Consider the following 24,436-nt stretch of genomic DNA (forward strand, 5'->3'; position numbering starts at 1 on the left):
GGCGTGGCTATTGCCACACCAGCCAGCAAGATCAGTCCACACCTGCGACTTCCGCTTCGCACGTCGCCTGCGTGGACTGTCTGCTGTTGGATAACTTTTTAATTTCCTCCAAGAAATCATATCCTTTTGGTACAAGGGGAGTATAAAACTCTGATATGACACTTGTTCCTACATCAACATAGCCACGACCTTTGATTCGCTTTAAGAAGAAATCCTTTTGTACGTCACTGCCAAACATCATGCCATAGCCCATTTCAGACATACGACCTAAAGCCACTCTGAAATTAAACTGATCACGGATTCCGTCGCCTAAATATTTTGCGTCTGGACGTTGACAAGCCAGTATTAGAAAGAAGCCAGCTTGACGACCTAACATGACAATCTGTTTCAGCTTATTCATAACTGCGGTGTTTTCTTTTGTTCCCAGCATTTCCATGAAAGCGACGTATTCATCAAAGATTAAGAAGTGTGCCGGGAGACCTAAGTAAGCATAATTTTTGCCAGTCTTATAGTTCTTCATCTGCTTCATTTCCTCACTACGTTTCATCATTTCTTCATAGAATGTTTCAATGCAAGAAAGCAAGTCTTCTTTTCTATAGTAGACATTTGCCATCACAGAACCTAAGTCCGCAAGGTCAGCATTTTTCGGGTCAAGAATATACAGTTTTGAATCTGTATGAAGCAAGGCTTCAATCAGTGTCAGTATAAAGTAAGTTTTACCGCCACCTGTACCACCAGCAATCAACATATGAGGGAGCTTATCATATTCCCACCATACGTTTTTCATTAAGCGAAGTTTACCATCTTTAGCTTCTACTTCATCAATAGAAATACGACTGGCTATGGTGTCATAGAGCAAAGTATATTCCACATAGGAATCCTTTAACTCTTTATCCGTCAGCTCACAGTACAAGCCACTCTCTAATTTCTTTTCCAAGTGTAAGAGTTGGTCTTGATATTTTCCCAGCGTGATTTCCACCCGTATCTGTATCAAGCCATTTTTAAGTCGATAATACATTTTAGGGAAGTAGGTTATCTTTTCCTTTGTACGACCAGCACTATCTTTAAAGAAACCCTCTGTTTTGACCTGTTCAGATTCATACCACTTGTTTTCAAGTATCATCTTTGCCAGTTTTTGACGGTGGTAAAGTTGTTTAACCGTATCATAGCGAACCCGTTTGAATACAAACGCTACCAGCAAGCAGATAAGAATTGCGACACTGAAACTGATAATTAAATAGGGAATGTCAATCTTATCTGCTTGTGATAGGTTAAAATCCTGCCAGTTGATCTGCTGGATTGTCTTCACATGAAACAGTCCGACAACCAGCAGGAAAACAGGCAGGAGTGACGCTATCGTAAAATGAAAGACTAAATCTTTACCAGATGGGCGAATCCTTTTACCACGCTGTTTCATGCGAAAAAGTCTCCTTTCTACCTAGCGACTATTTGTCTTGTGTCGGTTCTTTCTTTGCTTGTGGTTGAGCTTTGAATGAACTAGAATCCTTTGTCAGCACAATATCGTCTGCCTTGATATACCAGTCAACATCTGCTCCTTGATAGGTGGCAGTAGCAACGGTGTCCGCAATGGGATTGATAAGTTCCACCCGTGCGTTATAATCAAACTCTTTCAAAGGCACGCTGGCAGGAATACTTACTTGAATCATGCGTCCTTGTCCTTTGGATTTTAAGTCATAGGTACGTTCCTTGATTTCATCTGAAACCGACCCGTCTTCATTTTGGATTCTCACTTCACGACGTAGAGCAGAGAATTTCAATTCTCCAAAAGTCGTGTCTTTATCTAATACAATGCCATTTGCTAATCTCATCATTTTTCCTCTCTTTCTTTATTCTTTTATCATGTCGTCAGCATGTAAAAGGTAATTTGTAAAACCACGAGTGCCGATTTTGTAGCCCTCTGCGGTAATACGTGGATTGACTAACTTCACACGTTCCTCAAAGCCGAAATGTTTTTCGCCAGCTTCAGCAGGAAGCACCACCACAATATCATCTGCTCTTTGAACATCAGAATAGAGATTATAGCTTCTTGATAAGACAGTTAGCCGTCCGTTGATTCTTCGCTGAACGACTTTATCCTCGCCAGCAAATTCTAAATTGCCGAATGTTTTTTCCATGTTGGGAATCACAAATTTAAGTTCCATATTTTTACCTATCCTTTCTTTTTTATTGGCTGAATGAATGTTTGATGGTCTTAAAGAGTGGGGAACGACCTTTTGATTCTTGATTTTTTGTTTTCATAAGTTCACTTCCTTTCAAAATCGGGTAAAAAAATAGACACCTCATTTTTTGAAGTGTCTACCTATTAAATATTCAAATTTTATTGGAAGTATCTTTATATCTTCACTTTTCAAGGATAAATCGTCGTATCAAAGCTCATTCATAAGTAGTAAATTAGTAGTAAATTGAGTGGTTTTGACCTTGATAAAGTGTGATAAGTCCAGTTTTTATGCGGATAACTAGATTTTTATGCTATTTTTTGCTTAAAAAATGCTCAAATCCCCCCTAGTCCCGTTTTAAAGTGACTCGGAGGGCTTTTTTTGATATAATAAAAAAGACTGTTATCAGTTAGAAAGAGGTTGGTATGAAAGAATTACAAACTGTACTAAAGAAGCGTTTTGCAATCGAATTTGCAGACAAAAACTTACTGGAAACTGCCTTTACTCATACGAGTTATGCCAATGAGCACCGCCTCTTAAAAATTTCACACAATGAGCGCTTGGAATTTTTAGGAGACGCTGTTCTGCAATTATTGATTTCAGAATATCTGTATAAAAAATATCCTAAGAAACCAGAGGGAGATTTGTCTAAACTCCGTGCCATGATTGTCCGTGAGGAGAGTTTGGCTGGTTTTGCGCGTGATTGCCAGTTTGATCAGTTTATCAAGCTGGGGAAAGGGGAAGAAAAGTCTGGTGGGCGTAATCGTGACACCATTCTTGGAGATGCCTTTGAAGCCTTTTTGGGAGCGTTGCTTTTAGACAAGGATGTTGCTAGGGTAAAAGAGTTTATCTATCAAGTCATGATCCCCAAGGTTGAAGCAGGTGACTTTGAAATGATTAAGGATTACAAGACACACCTGCAAGAGTTGCTCCAGGTCAATGGGGATGTGGACATTCGCTACCAGGTGACTTCTGAGATGGGACCTGCCCATGATAAGGTTTTTGATGTAGAAGTTCTAGTTGAGGGCAAGAGTATCGGAAAAGGTCAAGGTCGTTCCAAAAAATTAGCAGAGCAGGAAGCCGCGAAAAATGCAGTGGAGAAAGGGCTGGATTCATGTATTTAAAGGAAATTGAGATCCAGGGATTCAAGTCCTTTGCTGATAAGACCAAAGTCGTCTTTGACCAAGGTGTGACAGCTGTCGTTGGGCCCAATGGTTCTGGGAAGTCAAATATCACAGAAAGTTTGCGATGGGCCTTGGGAGAGTCCAGTGTCAAAAGCCTCCGTGGTGGCAAGATGCCCGACGTTATCTTTGCTGGAACTGAAAGCCGCAAACCACTCAATTATGCCTCTGTTGTCGTGACCTTGGACAATGAAGATGGCTTTATCAAGGATGCAGGGCAAGTCATTAAGGTAGAACGTCATATCTATCGTAGTGGCGATAGCGAGTATCGAATTGACGGCAAGAAAGTCCGTTTGCGTGATATACATGACCTTTTCTTGGATACTGGTTTGGGACGGGATTCCTTCTCCATCATTTCTCAAGGGAAAGTTGAGGAGATTTTTAACTCCAAGCCTGAAGAGCGTCGAGCTATTTTTGAAGAAGCTGCTGGAGTTTTAAAATACAAGACTCGTCGAAAAGAAACAGAAAGCAAACTGCAACAAACTCAAGACAATCTTGACCGCTTAGAGGACATTATCTATGAGCTAGATAATCAAATCAAGCCCCTTGCAAAACAAGCCGAGAATGCGCGCAAGTTTCTCGACTTGGATGGTCAACGCAAGGCAATTTACTTGGATGTACTGGTTGCCCAAATCAAGGAAAACAAGGCTGAACTAGAGCTGACAGAAGAAGAGCTAACGCAGGTTCAGGAACTCTTGACTAGCTATTACCAAAAGCGTGAAGAGTTAGAAGAGGAAAATCAAACTCTTAAAAAGAAACGCCAGGATCTCCAAGCTCAAATGGCCAAGGATCAAGGAAGTTTGATGGATTTGACTAGTTTGATCAGTGACCTAGAGCGAAAACTAGCCCTTTCAAAACTGGAATCCGAGCAAGTAGCCCTCAATCAACAAGAAGCACAAGCCCGTTTGGCGACTTTGGAAGACAAGAGAAAGGCTCTGAGTAAAGAAAAATCTGAAAAAGAAGCGAACTTGGAACAGTTAGAGGAAAGTCTAGCTGAAAATAACAAGGAACTCAATCGCCTAGAAGCGGAGTTATTGGCATTTTCAGATGATCCTGACCAGATGATTGAACTCTTGCGTGAACGTTTTGTGGCACTTTTACAAGAAGAAGCGGATGTCTCAAACCAGTTGACACGAATAGAGAATGAACTGGAGAACAGCAGTCAACTCTCTCAAAAACAAGCAGATCAACTTGAGAAATTGAAAGAACAACTGGCTACAGCTAAAGAAAAGGCCAGTCAACAGCAGGCTGAGCTTGAAACTGCCAAAGAGCAGGTTCAGAAATTATTGGCAGACTACCAAGCTAATGCCAAGGAACAAGAGGAACAGAAAGTTTCTTACCAAGCCCAGCAGAGCCAACTCTTTGACCGTCTGGATAGTCTCAAAAACAAGCAGGCTCGAGCCCAGAGTTTAGAAAACATTCTAAGAAATCATAGTAATTTTTATGCGGGTGTTAAGAGTGTTCTCCAAGAAAAAGACCGTCTTGGTGGGATCATTGGTGCAGTCAGTGAACATTTGATCTTTGATGTGCATTATCAAACTGCTTTGGAGATTGCGCTTGGAGCTAGCAGTCAACATATCATCGTAGAAGATGAAAACGCGGCAACCAAGGCAATTGATTTCCTCAAACGTAACAGAGCTGGTCGTGCGACCTTCCTTCCTTTGACAACGATTAAGGCGCGTACAATATCTAGTCAGAATCAAGACGCTATCGCTGCAAGTCTAGGATTTCTGGGCATGGCAGATGAGTTGGTGTCGTTTGACAAGAGACTAGAAGCCATTTTCAAGAACTTGCTAGCTACGACGGCTATCTTTGATACTGTAGAACATGCGCGTACAGCGGCTCGTCAAGTTCGCTATCAGGTTCGCATGGTGACGCTTGATGGTACCGAATTGCGTACAGGTGGTTCCTATGCGGGTGGTGCCAATCGTCAAAATAACAGTATCTTCATCAAGCCAGAACTGGAGCAATTACAAAAAGAAATTGCTAAAGAAGAAGCTAGTCTGCGTTCAGAAGAAGCGAGTTTGAAGACCTTGCAAGACGAGATGGCGGTATTGGCAGAAAGATTAGAAGCTATCAAGTCTCAGGGTGAGCAAGCTCGTATTCAGGAGCAAGGTTTGTACCTTGCTTATCAACAAACCAATCAGCAGGTCGAAGAACTGGAAATGCTTTGGAAACTTCAAGAAGAGGAATTAAATCGCCTTTCTGAAGGAGATTGGCAAGCGGACAAGGAAAAATGCCAAGAGAGACTTGCTACTATCGCCAGTGAAAAGCAAAATCTGGAAGCTGAGATTGGAGAGATTAAGTCTAACAAAAACGCTATTCAAGAACGTTATCAAAACTTGCAGGAACAGATTTCTCAAGCGCGCTTGCTTAAGTCAGAACTGCAAGGACAAAAACGGTACGAAGTGACTGATATTGGACGCTTAGGTAAGGAACTGGATAATCTGGATATCGAACAAGAGGAAATCCAGCGCCTCTTTCAAGAAAAGGTTGATAATCTTGAGAAAGTGGATACGGATTTGCTAAGCCAGCAGGTGGAAGAGGCCAAAACTCAGAAAGCCAATCTTCAACAAGGTCTGATTCGCAAGCAGTTTGAGTTGGATGATATCGAAGGTCAGCTGGATGATATTGCCAGCCATTTGGATCAGGCTCGCCAGCAGAATGAAGAGTGGATTCGTAAACAAACACGTGCTGAAGCCAAGAAGGAAAAGGTCAGCGAACGCTTGCGCCATCTACAAGGTCAATTAACAGACCAGTACCAGATTAGCTATAATGAGGCGCTAGAAAAGGCTCATGAACTGGAAAATCTCAATCTGGCGGAGCAAGAGGTTAAAGATCTTGAGAAGGCTATTCGCTCACTGGGTCCAGTCAATTTGGATGCTATTGACCAGTACGAAGAAGTTCACAACCGTCTGGATTTCCTCAATAGCCAACGAGATGATATTCTGTCTGCGAAAAACCTACTCCTTGAGACCATCACAGAGATGAATGATGAGGTTAAGGAACGCTTCAAATCAACCTTCGAAGCTATTCGTGAGTCCTTTAAAGTGACCTTTAGACAGATGTTTGGCGGAGGTCAAGCAGACTTGATATTGACTGAGGGCGATCTTTTAACAGCTGGTGTGGAGATTTCTGTTCAACCTCCAGGTAAGAAAATCCAATCTCTCAACCTCATGAGTGGTGGGGAAAAAGCCCTATCTGCTCTGGCTCTGCTCTTCTCCATTATCCGTGTTAAGACCATTCCTTTCGTCATCTTGGACGAGGTAGAAGCGGCGCTGGACGAAGCCAATGTTAAACGTTTTGGGGATTACCTCAACCGCTTTGACAAGGATAGTCAGTTTATCGTCGTAACCCACCGTAAGGGGACGATGGCGGCAGCGGACTCTATCTATGGAGTTACCATGCAAGAATCAGGTGTGTCTAAGATTGTTTCGGTTAAGTTAAAAGATTTGGAAGAAACAATAGACTAGTTACTAAACGATAGCATCTCTTAGGAGGTGCTATTTTTTAAAACTAAAGCGCTAAATTTTCTCTTACGGTCGGTTCAGGCGCAAAAAACGACATTTGGGATTTCCTCTTAGCGAAAAGACTTTCTCTATGATATAATAGTTTTATGATTACAACAGTACCTATTAAGAACGAAAAAGACATTGCAGTACCGGGAAAAACAGTCCTTGTACTAGGTTATTTTGATGGCATCCACAAGGGGCATCAGAAACTTTTTGAAGTGGCTAGCAAGGCTTCTATGAAGGATTATCTGCCAGTTGTCGTGATGACCTTTACAGAATCGCCAAAACTTGCCTTGCAACCTTATCAACCTGAACTCATGCTTCACATCGTCAATCATGAGGAACGAGAGCACAAGATGAAGTGGCATGGGGTAGAGGCTCTTTTCTTACTTGACTTTAGTAGCAAATTTGCCAATCTAACAGGGCAGGAATTCTTTGATACCTATATCAGGGCTTTAAAACCAGCGATTATTGTAGCAGGATTTGACTATACCTTTGGCTCAGATAAGAAAACTGCGGATGACCTGAAGGATTATTTTGATGGAGAGATCATCATTGTTCCTCCGGTCGAGGACGAAAAGGGCAAGATTAGTTCCACACGGATTCGTCAGGCTATTCTTGATGGAGATGTCAAGGAAGTCAAGCATCTGCTCGGCACACCGCTCCCATCTCGTGGGATGGTCGTTCATGGAAATGCTCGTGGGCGTACTATCGGTTATCCAACAGCAAATCTGGTCCTAAGAGACCGAACTTACATGCCTGCAGACGGTGTTTACGTAGTCGATGTGGAAGTGCAACGTCAGAGATATCGTGGTATGGCAAGTGTTGGGAAAAATGTTACTTTCGATGGAGAAGAACCACGTTTTGAAGTCAATATTTTTGACTTTTCTGACGATATTTACGGTGAGACAGTCATGGTCTACTGGTTAGACCGTGTCCGCGATATGGTCAAATTTGACTCCGTAGAGGAACTGGTAGATCAACTCCAGAAAGACGAAGAGATTGCTCGGAACTGGAAGGATGGAGAGTAAGAGTTTGCTATCAATTCGAAAGAGAAGGTAGAATGAAATTCATATAATGGACAAAAAAAGTAGCTTACAAAGGCTACTTTTTTAAAACACGCGATAGACATAAGGATTTTCTGGTTTGTCTACTTTTGTGAAACTCTCAACCTCTAGTATTGGGAGTTTTTGCTTGAGTTCTTTATGGTAGTGGAGGGTCAGGGTTCCTCTAGCTGTGATCCAGGTATTGTCAGGATACTGGCGTGAGTTTCCCTTGGTCAAGAGTCCATATACACCAGAGTCTGCGATACAGTGAATAATCCCAAAGCGAAAGAGGAACTGGCTATCTGGATGGCTAGGATCGTTATAGACAAAGCCTGTAAACTCGATTTTCTTTCCTTCAAACTCCTGAGGATAGTCATAGAGAACTTCCATGACCTCCATATAGTTATCGTCTGTAATTTGAATGGTTGACTGGGAGAGGTATTTATCGGCTGTAGCCCTCATTTCCTTTTCATAAGCAGATTTAGAAAAATAGGTGCTGGTATCGGGTTTAAGGTATTGACTGGATGTTCCTTCGCTTGCCTGAATGGCTGTGTTGATTCCCTCAGCAAGTGGGAAATGATATCCTTTGGCAGATACGGTTCTCGAGTCCAAACTTACTGTCGGAAAGGCAACTCCAATCAATAGAGGTAGTGACAGTAACAGGATGCTGATTCGTCTAGCTCGACGGCTTTCCAAATGGCTGTGAGAATTGATTTTCTTGATCCAGATATAGAATTGAACCAGAGCCAACAGAAGAGAAAGGACCATAGAGATATAGACTAGATAGGAATAGTGGAGGTTGATGTAGTGACTGAGCTTGCCAGATAGCTGCAGATAAAGGGTCAGAGCAAAATAACCTAGTAAAATGAAAAATCGGGTCATACCATCACCCCTATCATGTAAGAATAAAGCAAGACAAGCACTGTCACGATGCCCATGAATTGCCAGATGAAGCGCGCTTTGAGATAGTGTTTCATCATGAGGAGATTTTTGATATCAAGCATGGGGCCAATGATGAGAAAAGCAAGGACTGGCGCTAGGCCGAAGCTCGAGAGGAGAGAAGCTCCGATAAAGGCGTCCGCCTCGCTACAAAGAGAGAGGAGAAAGGCTAGAAACATGAGTAAGAGAATCGCAAGGGCTGGACTAGCACTGATAGAGGTCAGGATCCGAGTTGGGACATAGACCTGCACGATGGCCGCAAAGAGACAGCCAAAGACCAAGTAACGCCCCATATCAAAAAACTCATCAATAGCTTGTATAAAGACCTGAAATATTTTTCTAGCGGGACTCAAGTGTGAAAAGTCATGTTCATGACAAGTAATAGGATTCTCTTTTTGAATGGCTTCCTTCCAGAAAAATCCTAGGAAAATCCCAAGCACCAAAGCAATCACAATAGCTCCCAGCGCTCGCAAGAAGGCAAATTTTATTGAATTGCCAAAGGCAGAATAAGTGGCGAAAAGAACGATAGGATTGATGATGGGAGCAGTCACCAGAAAAGGAACGGCCGTGTAGCTGGGCACTTTCTTTTCCAAAAAACGATTAATAATTGGAACGATTCCACATTCGCAAGAAGGAAAGAGAAAGCCAATGAAGGTACCAAAAAAGATCCTCCCCCAACGATTGCGAGGAAGAAACTCATAAACTTTATCAGGTGTGATATAGACCTCAATCAACCCCGAAATGAGACTCCCAATCAAGACAAAAGGAAGGGCTTCAATCATGATGGAGAGAAAAATAGCCCCTGCTTGTAAGATGCTAGGAGGAAGAGATTGGAAAACAGTCATCTATTTTTTCTTCTCAACTTTTTCTTTTTTGTTTTTGTCATCTGGGAAAGTGACTTGTGTTAAGTCAGGAAGTTTGGCGAATTCCTCAAACATCTTGTCCAAGTCATCCGTTTTTGTAAATTTAACAGCCATGGGCCTACCTCTTTTCTAAATTCTACCTCTATTATACTATTATTTTGTGGAAAAGGGATTATTTTGATAATCAAAGATGCAAAAACAGGTAAGGCAAAACAAGAGCAGTTCCTTATGGTATAATAGGTATATGGACAAAAAATATGAAAAAATCTCCCAAGATTTGGGAGTAACCTTAAAGCAAATCGATACCGTTCTAAGTTTGACGGCTGAGGGGGCGACAATTCCCTTTATCGCGCGTTATCGAAAGGACATGACTGGTAGTTTGGATGAGGTGGCGATTAAGGCCATTATCGACTTGGATAAAAGTCTGACAAATCTCAACGACCGTAAAGAAGCTGTCTTAGCTAAGATTCAAGAACAAGGCAAACTAACCAAGGAATTGGAAGCAGCTATTTTGGCAGCTGAAAAATTAGCAGACGTTGAAGAACTCTATCTTCCTTATAAGGAAAAGCGTCGGACCAAGGCAACTATTGCCCGAGAAGCTGGACTCTTTCCTCTCGCCCGCTTGATCTTGCAGAATGTAGATGGTTTAGAGAAAGAAGCTGAGAAGTTTGTCTGTGAAGGATTTGCGACTGGTCAAGAAGCCTTGGCCGGTGCAGTTGATATTTTGGTCGAAGCCTTATCGGAAGATGTGACTTTGCGCTCCATGACTTATCAGGAGGTGTTGAGACACTCTAAAGTTACTTCTCAAGTCAAGGATGAAAGTCTTGATGAAAAGCAGGTTTTTCAGATTTATTATGATTTTTCAGAGACAGTTGGCAACATGCAGGGTTATCGTACTTTGGCTCTCAATCGTGGAGAAAAGCTAGGTGTCTTGAAGGTCGGTTTTGAACATGCGACGGACAGAATTCTTTCCTTCTTTGCAGCTCGTTTCAAGGTGAAAAATGCCTATATTGATGAAGTGGTTCAGCAATCTGTTAAGAAAAAAGTTTTGCCTGCTATCGAACGACGTATTCGGACAGAATTGACCGAGAAGGCAGAAGAAGGAGCTATCCAACTCTTTTCTGACAACCTGCGAAATCTTCTCTTAGTTGCTCCACTGAAAGGGCGCGTGGTTCTTGGATTTGACCCTGCCTTTCGTACAGGTGCCAAGCTAGCTGTCGTGGATGCTACAGGAAAAATGCTGACAACTCAGGTCATTTATCCTGTCAAACCAGCATCAGCTCGTCAAATCGAAGAAGCCAAGAAAGATCTGGCAGACTTGATTGGTCAATACGGTGTGGAAATCATTGCCATTGGTAATGGAACAGCCAGTCGTGAAAGTGAAGCCTTTGTGGCGGAAGTTCTGAAAGATTTTCCTGAGGTCAGCTATGTTATCGTCAATGAAAGTGGTGCCTCTGTCTACTCTGCCAGTGAGTTAGCCCGTCAGGAGTTTCCAGATTTAACCGTTGAAAAACGTTCTGCTATTTCTATCGCTCGACGTTTGCAAGATCCGCTTGCTGAATTGGTTAAAATCGATCCTAAGTCAATCGGTGTTGGGCAGTACCAGCACGATGTCAGTCAGAAGAAACTGTCTGAAAGTCTGGACTTTGTCGTTGATACGGTGGTGAACCAAGTCGGTGTCAATGTCAATACAGCTAGCCCAGCACTTCTCTCCCACGTAGCTGGACTCAATAAAACTATCTCTGAAAATATCGTCAAATATCGCGAGGAAGAAGGCAAAATCACTTCACGCGCTCAAATCAAGAAGGTTCCTCGCCTAGGTGCCAAAGCCTTTGAGCAAGCTGCAGGTTTTCTCCGTATCCCGGAAAGTAGCAATATCCTTGATAATACAGGAGTTCATCCAGAGAATTATGCTGCCGTCAAGGAGCTCTTCAAACTCTTGGATATCAAAGACTTGAATGAAGAGGCACAAAGTAAGCTTAAGTCCCTTTCAGTTAAGGAGATGGCGCAAGAACTGAATCTCGGCCCAGAAACCCTTAAAGATATCATTGCTGACCTTCTCAAACCAGGTCGAGACTTCCGTGATTCCTTTGATGCTCCTGTACTCCGTCAAGATGTCTTGGATATTAAAGACTTAAAAGTCGGCCAGAAGCTGGAAGGTGTGGTGCGTAATGTCGTTGACTTCGGTGCCTTCGTTGATATCGGGATTCATGAGGATGGTCTCATTCATATTTCTCATATGAGTCGCAAATTTATCAAACACCCCAGCCAAGTTGTATCCGTCGGAGATTTGGTAACGGTTTGGGTTAAGAAAATCGATACCGAACGTGAAAAAGTCAATCTGTCGCTCCTCGCTCCAGATGAATCTAACTGAGTACGTTCAGTCTGTTTCACTCGAAGACTTTGGTAGACCTTTTTCCCACCAAGCCCAGTGGAATCCTCGTCTGCGAACGACAGGTGGGCGATTTTTCCCTAAAGATGGGCATTTGGATTTTAATCCCAAGGTCTATAATGAACTTGGTGTGGAAGTTTTTCGCAAAATCGTGCGCCATGAACTCTGTCACTACCACCTTTATTTTCAGAAAAAGGGTTATCGGCATAAGGACCGAGATTTTAAGGAACTTTTGAAAGAAGTGGATGGACTGCGCTTTGTTCCCCCTTTGAGAGCCCAAAGTAGTTACCTAGTCTATCAGTGCCAATCTTGCCAGCAAACTTATCAGCGTAAGCGTAGGATTGATACCAAACGCTACCGCTGTGGCGTCTGCCGTGGCAAACTCGTCATCTTAAATCGGCCTAAGGACTGATGTTTGTGACCCCGTTTCATGCTATACTACCTGTAAGAATACCGAAAGAGGAAATAATCATGAATACAAAATTTTATAAAATGAGACGAAATCGTATGGTATCGGGAGTTTTAGCTGGTCTATCAGACAAGTGGAATTTTGATGTAACCTTAGTCCGCTTTCTCTTTGCCATTTTTACCATATCAAATTTTGGGATTGGCGTGATTATTTACATCATCCTCGCCTCCATCCTGCCAACTAAGGAAGAAATCGAAGCAGAAATGTACGGAACAGGACCACGCAAACGAAAGGAAGCCGAGGCCATTGATGACAATGATGGACGGTTTTGGTGAGTTGGATTTTGAAATAGTTTATAGATACTTTTCTTATTTCTTAAAGAAGTCAGAAAAAGAAGTGAACCTTAACCCTTGCATCCGCAAGGGTTTTCTTCTTGCCTTTCTTTTATGGTAAAATATTGATAGCGAAATTGCTTGATTTTTTTAATCTTACAAAAATGTAAGATTAAAGTCTCTTTTGTAAGGTTAGGTTATGGCAAGACCTCTTTTTTTGCGATAAACTAGACTCATAAAGAACAAAGGAGCAAAACCATGAAAAGAATTTTACAAAAGAAAACAAGAAAACCAAGTCAAAAAGATATCGAGCGTGTTCAACTGGGATGCGCTATGATGCAAGCGCAGTTTCAATTGATGGGATATTAAGAAGGAGAAAATCATGACACTTTTAGATGTAAAACACGTTCAAAAAATCTATAAAACACGTTTCCAAGGCAACCAAGTAGAAGCTCTCAAAGATATTCACTTTACCGTAGAGAAGGGTGACTACGTTGCCATCATGGGGGAGTCTGGTTCAGGAAAGTCAACTCTGCTCAACATCCTAGCTATGCTGGATAAACCAACTCGTGGTCAAGTTTACTTGAACGGAGTAGACACAGCAACTATTAAAAACTCACGGGCTTCCAGCTTCCGTCGTGAGAAGTTGGGATTTGTCTTCCAAGATTTTAACTTGCTAGATACCTTGTCTGTTAAGGACAATATCTTGCTTCCGTTAGTGTTATCACGAAAACCTATCACAGAGATGATGAAGAAATTGGTGGTAACAGCTGAAAATTTAGGCATCAACCAATTGCAAGAGAAGTACCCTTACGAGATCTCTGGTGGTCAAAAACAGCGGGTTGCAGTAGCGCGCGCCATCATCACAGAACCTGAAATTCTCCTTGCGGATGAGCCAACAGGAGCCCTTGACTCCAAATCATCTGCAGCCTTACTCGATGTTTTTGATGAAATCAATGAACGTGGCCAAACCATTCTCATGGTAACTCACTCAACGGCAGCAGCCAGCAGGGCCAAGCGTGTTCTCTTTATCAAGGACGGCATTCTTTACAACCAAATCTACCGTGGAGACAAGACAGAGCGTCAGATGTTCCAAGAAATCTCTGATACTTTGACTGTTATGGCAAGCGAGGTGAATTAGTATGTTCCGATTAACCAATAAGTTAGCGGTATCCAACTTGATTAAAAACCGCAAACTCTACTATCCCTTTGCCCTTGCTGTTCTCTTAGCAGTGACCATCACCTATCTCTTTTACTCACTGTCACTTAACCCTAATATTGGCAAGATCCGAGGGGGAGAAACTATCTCTATGACCCTCGCTCTTGGTATGGTAGTTGTTACCATCGCTTCAGGGATTATTGTCCTGTATGCCAATAGTTTTGTCATGAAGAACCGCTCCAAGGAGCTGGGTATATATGGTATGTTGGGTCTCGAAAAGCGCCATTTGATCAGTATGGTTTTTAAGGAGCTTCTTATTTTTGGTTCCTTAACCTTGACAGCTGGTCTCGGCCTAGGAGCTCTCTTTGATAAGCTAATCTTTGCCCTTCTTCTGAAGCTGATGAAGATGAAAGTGGAGCTTGTTTCGACTTTCCAACCAATTGTCTTTATCCTAGTTCTCATCGTCTTTGGAGCTATCTTCCTAGGTTTGATTTTTATCAATGCCTTTCGCATCGCACGCATGAATGCCCTTCAGCTCTCTCGTGAAAAAGCTAGTGGTGAGAAAAAAGGACGTTTCTTAGGCCTTCAAACCATTCTAGGTCTAATCAGTTTGGGAGCGGGTTATTACCTAGCAGTTACAGTTGAAAACCCACTTTCTGCTGTTCTGATTTTCTTCGTAGCAGTCTTGCTGGTAATTTTTGGAACTTATCTTCTCTTCAATGCAGGAATCACAGTTTTCCTACAAATCTTGAAGAAAAACAAGCGTTATTATTACCAACCTAACAACATGATTTCTGTATCCAATCTCATTTTTCGTATGAAGAAAAATGCGGTTGGTCTGGCGACGATTGCTATTCTCTCAACCATGGTCTTGGTGACTATGTCCGCTGCAACGAGTATCTTTAAGGGCTCTGAAACTTTCAAGAAAGTCATGAATCCACATGATTTTGGAATTACAGGACAGAATGTTGAAAAAGAAGACATAAATAAACTCCTAGACCAGTATGCTAGTGATGAGGGATTGACTGTTACAAAGAAAGAAGTCCTTAGATACAGTAGCTTTGGTGTAGCAAACCAAGAAGGTACGAAATTAACAATCTTTGACAAAGGTCAAAACCGTGTTCAACCGAAAACTGTTTTTATGGTCTTTGACCAAAAAGACTATGAGAATATGACGGGGCAAAAACTCGCACTTTCAGGAAAGGAAGTTGGATTGTTTACTAAAAACAAAGAACTTCAAGGACAGAAAGAACTGACTCTAAATAACCAGACCTACACGATCAAAGAAGAAATCAAAAAAGATTTTATTCTTGAACATGTCCCAAATCAGTACAATATTCTAACTTCGGACTATAACTATCTGGTTGTTCCTGACCTACAAGTCTTTCTTGACCAGCATCCTAATTCTTCCATCTTTAATCAATACTACGGTGGTATGAACGTAACGGCTAGTGAGGACGAGCAACTCAAACTTGCCAACGACTATTCAAAATTCCTTGATGATTTTAATAGAGAATTGAGCAAAGAAGGAAGCTATGTTTACGGAAGCAATCTGGCTGATAGCAGTGCGCAGATGAGTGCTCTCTTTGGTGGAGTCTTCTTCATCGGTATCTTCCTCTCCATCATCTTTATGGTAGGAACAGTTCTCGTCATCTACTACAAACAAATCTCTGAAGGATACGAAGATCGCGAACGCTTTATCATTTTGCAAAAAGTTGGTCTTGATCAAAAGCAAATCAAGCAAACTATCAACAAACAGGTCCTAACTGTTTTCTTCCTCCCATTGCTCTTTGCCTTCCTACACCTTGCCTTTGCCTATCATATGCTTAGCCTCATCCTAAAAGTCATTGGGGTGCTAGATGCGACCATGATGTTGACTGTCACTTTGTCCATCTGTGCGATCTTCCTCATCGTCTATGTTTTAATCTTTATGATTACCTCAAGAAGTTATCGCAAGATTGTGCAAATGTAAAAAAGATACCTCGATGCTTGTCGAGGTATTTCTTTTATTTTAAATGCTAAAGAGTTGTCCCAAGAGGAAGGTTACGCCCATGGTCAGAAGTCCGATACAGAGGTTGCGGATCATAGCTGTTTTCGTAGGAGCCTTGCCTAGTTTAGCACTGGTATAGCCGGTGACGAGAAGGGAAAGGGCCACGATAAAAACAGTAGCAGGAATACGATAGTCACTTGGAAAGACGATAATGGAAAGCATAGGAGGAAGACTACCCAGTACAAAGGCGATAAAGCTAGATATGGCAGCATGCCAAGGATTGGTAAACTCTTCGTACTCGATACCGTATTTTTCCTCAACCAAGGCTTTGAGTGGATTTTTTAAAAAGGCCTTGTTGGTCAAGAGTTGGGCGGACGTTTCACACTCACCATTTTGAAGGTAAGCAGCATAGAGGGATTGTTTTGCAGATTCGATGTCCTTATTCAAGAGTAATTGCTCTCTAGCGACAGCGGCTTCTTCCGTATCTTTCTGAGTGGATACAGAGACATATTCGCCACCGGCCATAGAAAAAGCACCAGCGAGGATAGCGGCCAATCCTGATAAAAAGATAATCCAGATATTGCTCGTCGCACTGGCAACACCGATAACGACTCCAGCAATGGAAATAATTCCATCATTGGCTCCTAGAACACCTGCGCGTAGGATATTGAGTCGGCCTGCAAAGTTAGCATCAATTTCATGTTTTATTTCTGTCATAGTCATCTCCTTTCTCTCCATTATAGAGAAAAGGGTAGGGGAATACAAACTTTTTAAACTATCTGAAAAAAGTTCTACTATTCTAATTTTTATGCCCTTTGAAGTTTCTCCGAAAAAGTAGTGCTATCCTACTGTACTGGACCTTTTTAAACTTATCTATGGTATAATAGAAGATAGATTTATCAATTGGAGAATAAAGGATTTTATGATTAAACTTGTAGCAACGGATATGGACGGAACCTTTCTTGACGGAAAGGGGCGGTTTGATATGGAACGCCTCAAAAACGTACTTGTTTCTTACAAGGAAAAGGGGATTTATTTTGCAGTGGCTTCAGGTCGTGGTATTCTGTCCCTAAAAAAGTTGTTTGCGGATGTGCGTGATGAAGTGATTTTTATAGCTGAAAACGGGAGCTATGTTGAGTTTCATGGTGAGGATATGTATGAGGCTACTATGTCTCGGGATTTTTACTTGAGCACTTTTGAAGCTTTAAAGAAATCACCCTACTTTGATGAAAGAAAAATGCTACTGACTGGGAAAAAAGCTTGTTATGTTTTGGACATAGTGGATGAGACCTATCTCATGTTTAGCCGTCACTACAATGAAAATATTCAAAAAGTAGCGAGTTTAGAAGATATCACAGATGAGATTTTTAAATTCACCACCAACTTTACAGAAGAAACGATAGAAGTTGGTGAGGCCTGGGTCAACGAAAATGTTCCTGGTGTGAAAGCCATGACAACAGGTTATGAATCCATCGATATTGTCTTGGACTATGTTGATAAGGGTGTGGCTATTGTTGAGCTGGCAAAAAAACTTGGTCTAACCATGGATCAGGTTATGGCGTTTGGCGATAATCTCAATGACCTTCACATGATGCAGGTTGTCGGTCACCCAATCGCTCCTGAAAACGCGCGACCAGAGATTTTAGAATTAGCAGAGACAGTGATTGGCCACCATAAGGACCAGTCAGTGATGACTTATATGGAGGGCTTATAATGGCAGATATTAAATTGATTGCACTTGATTTGGATGGCACCTTGCTGACAACGGATAAAAAGCTAACAGATCGTACTAAGGCGGTCCTCAAAGCTGCGCGTGACCGTGGCATCAAGGTCGTGCTGACAACGGGGCGTCCTCTAAAGGCTATGGATTTCTTTCTCCATGAGCTGGGTACTGATGGTCAGGAGGACGAGTACACCATCACCTTTAATGGTGGTCTGGTACAGAAAAATACTGGAGAGATTCTCGATAAAACCGTCTTTTCAATCGACGATGTAGCACGATTGTACGAGGAAACTGAAAAACTGGGATTACCGTTAGATGCTATTTCAGAAGGAACAGTCTATCAAATCCAGTCGGACCAAGAAAGTCTCTATGCTAAGTTCAACCCAGCCCTGACTTTCGTGCCTGTCGCTTTTGAAGATCTATCTAGTCAGATGACATATAATAAATGTGTGACTGCTTTTGCCCAAGAACCTTTGGATGCAGCGATTCAACAGATTTCTCCAGAATTGTTTGACCAATATGAAATCTTCAAATCGCGTGAAATGCTATTGGAATGGTCCCCTAAAAACGTCCACAAGGCAACAGGTTTAGCAAAATTAATTAAACATTTAGGCATCGACCAAAGTCAAGTCATGGCTTGTGGGGACGAGGCCAATGACCTTTCCATGATTGAGTGGGCAGGTCTAGGAGTTGCCATGCAAAATGCAGTTCCTGCTGTTAAGGAAGTTGCCAATGTGATTACCCCTATGACCAATGACGAGGAAGCCGTTGCATGGGCTATCGAAGAATACGTGCTAAAGGAGAATTAGAATATGGGATTATTTGACCGTCTATTCGGGAAAAAAGAAGAGCCGAAAATCGAAGATGTTGTAAAAGAAGCTCTGGAAAATCTTGATTTGTCAGAAGAGGTTGAAGAAAACCAAAGGGCAGTCGAAGAAACAAGCCAAGAAGAGACAGAAACGGACAAAGGGGAAAAAACTCTTGCTCAAGAAGAAATTTCACAGGTCTCGACAGAAGAAGTAATTGAACCAGAAATAGTCGTGGAAACTGCTCAGGAAGAGGTTGAACTAGAATCTGATGAGCTAAAGCAAAGCCAAGAGCCTGAAGAAGTTTTAGAAGAAGAGAACCAAGAAACAGAAGAAGAGTTAGCTCCTGAAGTCGTAGAAGAACTTCCTCAGGTTGAAGAAACCGTTCAGGAAAAATATGACCGCAGTCTCAAGAAAACGCGTACGGGATTCGGGGCACGCTTGAATGCCTTCTTTGCCAACTTCCGTTCCGTTGATGAAGAGTTTTTCGAGGAATTGGAAGAACTGCTCATCATGAGCGACGTCGGTGTGCAGGTCGCTTCGAACCTAACAGAAGAACTTCGCTATGAAGCTAAACTCGAAAACGCTAAGAAGCCTGACGCACTCCGTCGTGTCATTATCGAGAAATTGGTCGAGCTCTACGAAAAGGATGGCAACTACGATGAACAAATCCATTTCCAAGATGGTTTGACAGTCATGCTCTTTGTCGGAGTCAATGGTGTTGGGAAAACAACTTCTATCGGGAAATTGGCTCATCGCTACAAACAAGCTGGCAAGAAAGTCATGTTGGTTGCGGCAGATACCTTCCGTGCTGGAGCCGTTGCCCAGCTAGCAGAATGGGGTCGACGTGTGGATGTTCCTGTTGTGACGGGGCCAGAAAAGGCTGATCCAGCAAGTGTGGTCTTTGATGGGATGGAACGTGCTGTAGCAGAAGGGATTGATATTCTTATGATTGATACAGCAGGCCGTCTGCAAAACAAGGACAACCTTATGGCTGAGTTGGAAAAGATTGGCCGTATTATCAAACGTGTTTTGCCAGAAGCACCCCATGAAACATTCTTAGCCCTTGATGCTTCAACTGGACAGAATGCTTTGGTACAAGCTAAGGAATTTTCGAAGATAACACCATTGACTGGAATTGTTTTGACAAAGATTGATGGAACTGCCCGTGGTGGTGTTGTTCTGGCTATCCGCGAAGAACTCAATATCCCTGTAAAATTGATTGGTTTCGGTGAAAAAATCGATGATATCGGGGAATTTAACTCAGAAAACTTTATGAAGGGTCTCTTAGAAGGCTTGATTTAATACAAAATAAATATCCTGCAAGATTGACTTGCAGGATATTTTTGCTATTCTAAACGGCCATCTTCACGATAGGCGATATCTGGTTGCCAGGTCCATTTGGCTCCATACTTTTCAAGTAAGTCAAAGCTAGCTTGTGGTCCCATGCTTCCAGCTTTATAATCGTAGAGTGGAGCACTGTTTTCTGCCCAGAGCTCTTCGATACGGTCAATCAATTTCCACGAAGCACTTACCTCATCCCAGTGGCTAAAATTGGTTGAGTTGTTGTTCAAGACATCGTAGATTAATTTCTCGTACGGATCTGGTGAGGCTCCAGTAGCAGTAGCATCTGTACGGTAATCCAGAGAGCTTGGTGCCAGGTTGAATTCTTCACCGACTTGCTTCCCATTTAGGCTGAGAGAGAATCCTTCAGTTGGTTGGATATAGATGGTCAAGATATTTGGTGCTAACGGTTCTCCAAAGATAGAGTCCATTTGCTTAAAGACGATATTGACATGAGTCCCTTTTTCAGTCAGACGTTTACCAGTACGGAAGAAGAAGGGAACTCCACGAAAGCGATCACTGTCTACAAAGAAGGCACCAGATGCAAAGGTTTCTGTTGTAGATTCAGGATCGACGTTTGGCTCGCTACGATAGGAAATGTATTTCATGCCATCGATTTTACCAGAGCGATATTGACCACGGATAAACTGTTCTTTCAATTCTTCCTCAGTTGGATGATAGAGGTTTTTAAAGACCTTTATCTTTTCAGCACGAATTTCATCTTTTGTAAAGCTAGCTGGTTTGTCCATGGCTAGAAGAGAGAGGAGTTGAAGAGTATGGTTTTGCACCATATCACGAAGGGCACCAGATTGATCATAGTAGCCACCGCGTTCTTCAACACCCAAGCGTTCCGCAAAGGTAATCTGAACATTATCGATGTGTTCGCGATTCCAAACATTCTCAAAGATCATGTTGGCAAAACGAACTGCAAAGATACTCTGAATCATCTCTTTACCTAGGTAATGGTCAATACGGTAGATTTGCTCCTCATCAAAGGCTGCAAGGAGATCTTCATTGAGTTTGCTTGCTGTTTCGTAGTCTGTACCAAATGGTTTCTCAACGATCAAGCGCTCAAAACCTTTACCATCAACAATGTTTTCAGATTTGAGGTGCTTGGCAATGGTTCCGAAGAACTGAGGTGCCATAGACAAGAAGAAGAGCTTATTGTGTTCAGCTTGGTATTTTTCATTGAGCTCAGCTTGTAATTGACGCAAAGCAATGTAATGTTCTGTATCATTCACATCATGGCTTTGATAGTAGAAGTGGCTGGCAAATTCTTGGGCTTGCTCGGTACTATCTGCCAAATCAAGGATGGACTCGACAACTACAGATTCAAAATATTCCTTACTCCAAGGTCTACGAGCTGTTCCGATAACTGCGAAATGCTCAGAGAGATTGCCTGATTTATAGAGTCTGAAAAGGGAAGGGTAGAGTTTGCGTTTAGCTAAATCTCCACTCGCACCGAAAATTGTAACAATAACCTTTGATGACATCTAGCTACCTAATTTCTATATTTTTTCCTAGTTGGACTAGGGATGAGATTTTCTCATTGTCATAGCTTTTATTTTATCATAATTTTCAAAAAAATCAAAAATCCAATACGCAATTAAAAAAGTGTAAGGAGAACCTTACACTTTCGGTTTATACGTTTAAGACTTTGTCCAAGAACTCTTTTAGACGAGGGTGTTGCGGGTTATCAAAGATTTGATCTGGTGTCCCATCTTCCAGGAATTCACCATCAGCTGTGAAGATAACACGGTTGGCCACCTGACAAGCAAATCCCATCTCGTGGGTTACGATGATCATGGTCATACCTTGCTCTGCTAATTCCTTCATAACGTTTAGTACATCTCCAACCATTTCAGGGTCAAGAGCGGAAGTTGGCTCATCAAAGAGCATGATATCAGGATTCATGGCAAGTCCACGAGCGATAGCTACACGTTGTTTCTGACCACCTGAAAGACTATCTGGATTGGCATTAGCTTTATCTGCTAGTCCAACCTTTTCAAGCAACTCCATCCCCAATTTCTCAGCTTCTTCTTTGGTCATTCGTTTGTGTTCAATAGGAGCAAAAGTGATATTCTCTAGAACGGACATGTGAGGGAAGAGGTTGAAATGTTGGAAGACCATTCCTACGTTCTCACGAACATGGTCGACATTGGTTGATTTGTCAGTCAGATCATAACCATTCACAGTAATGTGACCACTCGTTACCTCCTCGAGAAGGTTAAGGCTACGGAGGAAAGTGGATTTACCAGAACCAGAAGGACCGATGATACAGACAACATCTCCTTCATAGAATTTAGTCGTAATGCCTTTTAAAACTTCATTTTTTCCATAATACTTATGCAAATCATTTACATCAATTTTTAGTTTTGCCATTAACGAATCCTCTTTTCTAAGCGTTTCGCTAGTCTAGTCAAAAGCGTGATAATTACAAGATAGAAGATAGCAAGGATTGCATACATCTTGAAACTTTGGTAGTTACGGGCGATGATGATCTTACCAGTTTGGAAAAGTTCCACCAGCCCGATAGCAGATACGATGGTTGTATCTTTAAGAGCGATAACGAATTGGTTGACAAAGTTTGGCAACATCAATTTAGTTGCTTGTGGCAAGATAATCTTACGCATGGTCTTTCCATAAGAGATACCAAGACTGCGACTGGCTTCCATTTGCCCAACTGGAACAGCTTGAATCCCACCACGAACGATTTCAGCGATATAAGCAGCAGCATTGAGTGAGAGGGCTATGGTACCAGCTACAAAGTCGTTAATTGGACTTTGATGGCCTGTAATGGACTCGATGAAGTTTGGAATCCCCCAGAAGATGAAGGCTGCAAGAATCATCAATGGGATACCGCGAATAACGTCAACGAAAATCTCAGAGATGACACGAAGAGATTTGTATGGGCTAACGCTAAACATACCGAAGATAATCCCGATGACAATGGCAATTGCAAATGAAATAAGCGCTAGAGCAAGAGTGATTCCAAGTCCACTAAGAAGTTGTTTGTAGTTGTTTTGAAGCAAGCCCCAGATAGTTGTTTCGTCAACCGTACTTGTAGAGTCAGTTGAAGTTTCGCTAGCTAGATACTTGTCAAGAATCTTTTGGAATTCTCCGTTAGCTTTGAGGTTCGCAAGTCCATTATTGAACATCTGGATCAATTCTGGGTTTGTTCCTTTTCTAACTGCAAAGGCTGTTTCACCGATTGGAGTTCCAGCGATTGGCGTTTTCAATTTTTGACCTTGGCTGATAGAATATTTGAGAACTGGCTCATCATCCATCACGGCATCAATAGAGCCAGTGTTCAGACTGTCATACATAGATGCGCCATCTGCGAAGGTTTTAATCTTATATCCGTATTTGTTTTGGTTTTCAGTAAGGAACGTTTGAGAAGCAGTCCCGTTTTTAACACCGACAGTTTTATCCTTGAGGTCTTCATAAGAAGCAATGGTGCTTGATTCTTTCACACCGAGAATCGTATTTGCTGTGTAGTAGGATTCTGAGAAGTCGAAGGTTTCCTTACGAGCATCCGTTACAGACATACCAGCAATGATACCATCTGCTTGTCCTGCTTGAACAGCACTGATTGCTGCGTCAAATCCTGGGTTGGTAATTTCAATTTCAAAACCTTGATCTTTGGCAATGGCCTTGATGAGGTCCATATCAATACCAGTGTATTGATTGCTTGAATTTTGAAAGACGAATGGGGCGAAAGATGAGTCGCTAGCAATAATGTACTTGCTTTTCACTGGAGTAGCTTTTTGCCCAGCAGCAGTAGTTGTCGTTGGGGTTGCCGTAGTTGTAGAAGCTGTCCATTTTTGGATGATTTGCTCCAAGCTACCATCTTTCTTCATTTGTGCTAGGGCTTCATTAAACTCGGTAACCAAGTGTTCATACTTGCTCCCTTTCTTGACACCAAAAGCAAAGCTTCCAACAGCTTCACCATCCATATTGATGCTGAGATCTTGTCCTTGGTTAATCGCATACTCAATAACAGGTTTATCATCCATGATGGCATTTACAGCACCAGCACTTAAACTGTTATTCATCAAATCACCAGTATCAAAGGTTTTGATAGAGAAACCGTATTTATCTTTGATACTTTCGAGGAAACGTTGAGCAGCAGTTCCGTTCTTAACTCCAACTGTTTTTCCGCTAAGTCCCTCATATTTGGTGATTTTATTTGCCTTTGTCGTAGCAATGACAACTTTTGTATCATAATAGGTATCAGACATGGTAAAGACATTTTCACGTTCTTTTGTTTTTGTCATACCTGCCATAATAGCATCTGCTTGACCTGACTGCACTGCATTTACAGCTGCGTCAAAGCCAGGATAAGACATTTGGATGTTCCATCCTTTGATTTCTGCGACTTTATTGATAATATCAACATCAATCCCTTTGTAGGTTTGATCTGAATCTTTAAACTCAAAAGGCGCGTAAGCTGTATCAGACACAATCTTAACAGTATCAGCTTTTGCCATACCTAGTGAGAAAATGGGAAATAAAATGAGCAAACATGCTAGTATTTTTTTCTTCATTTTTAGTCTCCTTTTC

General features: G+C 42.0%; 21 protein-coding genes. 11 read left to right on the forward strand and 10 right to left on the reverse strand.

Translation table 11 applies throughout. The features are described 5' to 3' along the window. Nucleotides 1-31: 31 nt before the first annotated feature. Genes ACVX3R_RS04350 through ACVX3R_RS04360 form a run of 3 tightly spaced genes read right to left on the reverse strand, consistent with a single transcriptional unit; the run spans nt 32 to nt 2,162 of the window. Nucleotides 32-1,417, reverse strand: coding sequence for an FtsK/SpoIIIE domain-containing protein (locus ACVX3R_RS04350; RefSeq protein WP_000813488.1), 1,386 nt, complete (start codon nt 1,415-1,417; stop codon nt 32-34). 28 nt (nt 1,418-1,445) lie between these two features. After that, entirely contained in the window at nt 1,446-1,832 is a 387-nt protein-coding gene (locus ACVX3R_RS04355; RefSeq protein ID WP_000985015.1) for a YdcP family protein, read from the reverse strand. Nucleotides 1,833-1,847: 15 nt separating this feature from the next. Continuing rightward, nucleotides 1,848-2,162 carry a YdcP family protein gene (locus tag ACVX3R_RS04360; RefSeq protein ID WP_000420682.1) on the reverse strand — a complete coding sequence of 105 codons (315 nt, stop codon included), beginning with the start codon at nt 2,160-2,162 and terminating at the stop codon, nt 1,848-1,850. A 440-nt stretch (nt 2,163-2,602) separates the two neighbouring features. On the opposite strand from ACVX3R_RS04360, the gene rnc reads away from it, so the two are divergent. The 3 genes from rnc to ACVX3R_RS04375 all read left to right on the forward strand — a co-directional run bounded on the left by rnc (nt 2,603) and on the right by ACVX3R_RS04375 (nt 7,901). Next, nucleotides 2,603-3,301, forward strand: coding sequence for a ribonuclease III (gene rnc / locus ACVX3R_RS04365; protein ID WP_007522086.1), 699 nt, complete (start codon nt 2,603-2,605; stop codon nt 3,299-3,301). Next, the gene (gene smc / locus ACVX3R_RS04370; RefSeq protein ID WP_458795586.1) at nt 3,292-6,831 is read left to right on the forward strand and encodes a chromosome segregation protein SMC; all 3,540 of its coding nucleotides are present in this window, start codon (nt 3,292-3,294) and stop codon (nt 6,829-6,831) included. Before rnc ends, smc begins: the two co-directional genes overlap by 10 nt. A 143-nt stretch (nt 6,832-6,974) precedes the next feature. Then, complete coding sequence (locus ACVX3R_RS04375) at nt 6,975-7,901, forward strand: bifunctional riboflavin kinase/FAD synthetase (protein WP_458795587.1); 927 nt, start codon at nt 6,975-6,977, stop codon at nt 7,899-7,901. Between the two features lie 81 nt (nt 7,902-7,982). On the opposite strand, the gene ACVX3R_RS04380 is transcribed toward ACVX3R_RS04375, so the two are convergent. From ACVX3R_RS04380 to ACVX3R_RS04390, 3 genes are read right to left on the reverse strand one after another with little or no spacing between them, the layout of a single operon-like run. Further along, on the reverse strand, nt 7,983-8,798 hold the full coding sequence (locus ACVX3R_RS04380; RefSeq protein ID WP_458795588.1) for a TIGR03943 family putative permease subunit: 816 nt from the start codon (nt 8,796-8,798) through the stop codon (nt 7,983-7,985). After that, on the reverse strand, nt 8,795-9,700 hold the full coding sequence (locus tag ACVX3R_RS04385) for a permease (protein WP_458795589.1): 906 nt from the start codon (nt 9,698-9,700) through the stop codon (nt 8,795-8,797). Before ACVX3R_RS04385 ends, ACVX3R_RS04380 begins: the two co-directional genes overlap by 4 nt. Then, entirely contained in the window at nt 9,701-9,832 is a 132-nt protein-coding gene (locus ACVX3R_RS04390) for an SPJ_0845 family protein (RefSeq protein ID WP_000268697.1), read from the reverse strand. It abuts the gene before it with no gap. A 130-nt stretch (nt 9,833-9,962) separates the two neighbouring features. Here ACVX3R_RS04390 and ACVX3R_RS04395 point away from each other — a divergent pair, with 130 nt between their 5' ends. The 5 genes from ACVX3R_RS04395 (at nt 9,963) to ACVX3R_RS04415 (ending at nt 15,982) form a co-directional block, all read left to right on the forward strand. Further along, the gene (locus ACVX3R_RS04395; RefSeq protein WP_458795590.1) at nt 9,963-12,092 is read left to right on the forward strand and encodes a Tex family protein; all 2,130 of its coding nucleotides are present in this window, start codon (nt 9,963-9,965) and stop codon (nt 12,090-12,092) included. Further along, nucleotides 12,079-12,522, forward strand: coding sequence for a SprT family protein (locus ACVX3R_RS04400; RefSeq protein WP_458795591.1), 444 nt, complete (start codon nt 12,079-12,081; stop codon nt 12,520-12,522). The genes ACVX3R_RS04395 and ACVX3R_RS04400 overlap by 14 nt, the downstream gene beginning before the upstream one ends. Nucleotides 12,523-12,581: 59 nt before the next feature. Continuing rightward, nucleotides 12,582-12,854, forward strand: coding sequence for a PspC domain-containing protein (locus ACVX3R_RS04405; protein ID WP_061413929.1), 273 nt, complete (start codon nt 12,582-12,584; stop codon nt 12,852-12,854). 379 nt (nt 12,855-13,233) lie between these two features. Then, complete coding sequence (locus ACVX3R_RS04410; protein WP_000173376.1) at nt 13,234-13,992, forward strand: ABC transporter ATP-binding protein; 759 nt, start codon at nt 13,234-13,236, stop codon at nt 13,990-13,992. Between the two features lies 1 nt (nt 13,993). Beyond that, nucleotides 13,994-15,982 carry an FtsX-like permease family protein gene (locus tag ACVX3R_RS04415; protein WP_458795592.1) on the forward strand — a complete coding sequence of 663 codons (1,989 nt, stop codon included), beginning with the start codon at nt 13,994-13,996 and terminating at the stop codon, nt 15,980-15,982. Nucleotides 15,983-16,021: 39 nt separating this feature from the next. Here ACVX3R_RS04415 and ACVX3R_RS04420 read toward each other — a convergent pair whose 3' ends face one another. Beyond that, nucleotides 16,022-16,717 carry a VIT1/CCC1 transporter family protein gene (locus tag ACVX3R_RS04420; protein WP_458795593.1) on the reverse strand — a complete coding sequence of 232 codons (696 nt, stop codon included), beginning with the start codon at nt 16,715-16,717 and terminating at the stop codon, nt 16,022-16,024. 205 nt (nt 16,718-16,922) lie between these two features. Between ACVX3R_RS04420 and ACVX3R_RS04425 the strand changes: the two genes are divergently transcribed. The 3 genes from ACVX3R_RS04425 to ftsY are packed head-to-tail and all read left to right on the forward strand — an operon-like array spanning nt 16,923 to nt 19,834. Beyond that, entirely contained in the window at nt 16,923-17,714 is a 792-nt protein-coding gene (locus tag ACVX3R_RS04425) for a Cof-type HAD-IIB family hydrolase (RefSeq protein ID WP_458795594.1), read from the forward strand. Next, on the forward strand, nt 17,714-18,532 hold the full coding sequence (locus tag ACVX3R_RS04430; protein WP_458795595.1) for a Cof-type HAD-IIB family hydrolase: 819 nt from the start codon (nt 17,714-17,716) through the stop codon (nt 18,530-18,532). The genes ACVX3R_RS04425 and ACVX3R_RS04430 overlap by 1 nt, the downstream gene beginning before the upstream one ends. Before the next feature lie 3 nt (nt 18,533-18,535). Continuing rightward, nucleotides 18,536-19,834 carry a signal recognition particle-docking protein FtsY gene (ftsY, locus tag ACVX3R_RS04435; RefSeq protein WP_458795596.1) on the forward strand — a complete coding sequence of 433 codons (1,299 nt, stop codon included), beginning with the start codon at nt 18,536-18,538 and terminating at the stop codon, nt 19,832-19,834. A gap of 44 nt (nt 19,835-19,878) precedes the next feature. Here ftsY and zwf read toward each other — a convergent pair whose 3' ends face one another. The 3 genes from zwf to ACVX3R_RS04450 all read right to left on the reverse strand — a co-directional run bounded on the left by zwf (nt 19,879) and on the right by ACVX3R_RS04450 (nt 24,420). Beyond that, on the reverse strand, nt 19,879-21,366 hold the full coding sequence (gene zwf, locus ACVX3R_RS04440; RefSeq protein ID WP_458795597.1) for a glucose-6-phosphate dehydrogenase: 1,488 nt from the start codon (nt 21,364-21,366) through the stop codon (nt 19,879-19,881). A gap of 148 nt (nt 21,367-21,514) precedes the next feature. After that, on the reverse strand, nt 21,515-22,255 hold the full coding sequence (locus ACVX3R_RS04445; RefSeq protein WP_458795598.1) for an amino acid ABC transporter ATP-binding protein: 741 nt from the start codon (nt 22,253-22,255) through the stop codon (nt 21,515-21,517). Next, entirely contained in the window at nt 22,255-24,420 is a 2,166-nt protein-coding gene (locus ACVX3R_RS04450; protein ID WP_458795599.1) for an ABC transporter substrate-binding protein/permease, read from the reverse strand. Before ACVX3R_RS04450 ends, ACVX3R_RS04445 begins: the two co-directional genes overlap by 1 nt. Nucleotides 24,421-24,436: the final 16 nt, after the last annotated feature.

The sequence above is a fragment of the Streptococcus sp. 517s genome, assembly GCF_054445985.1.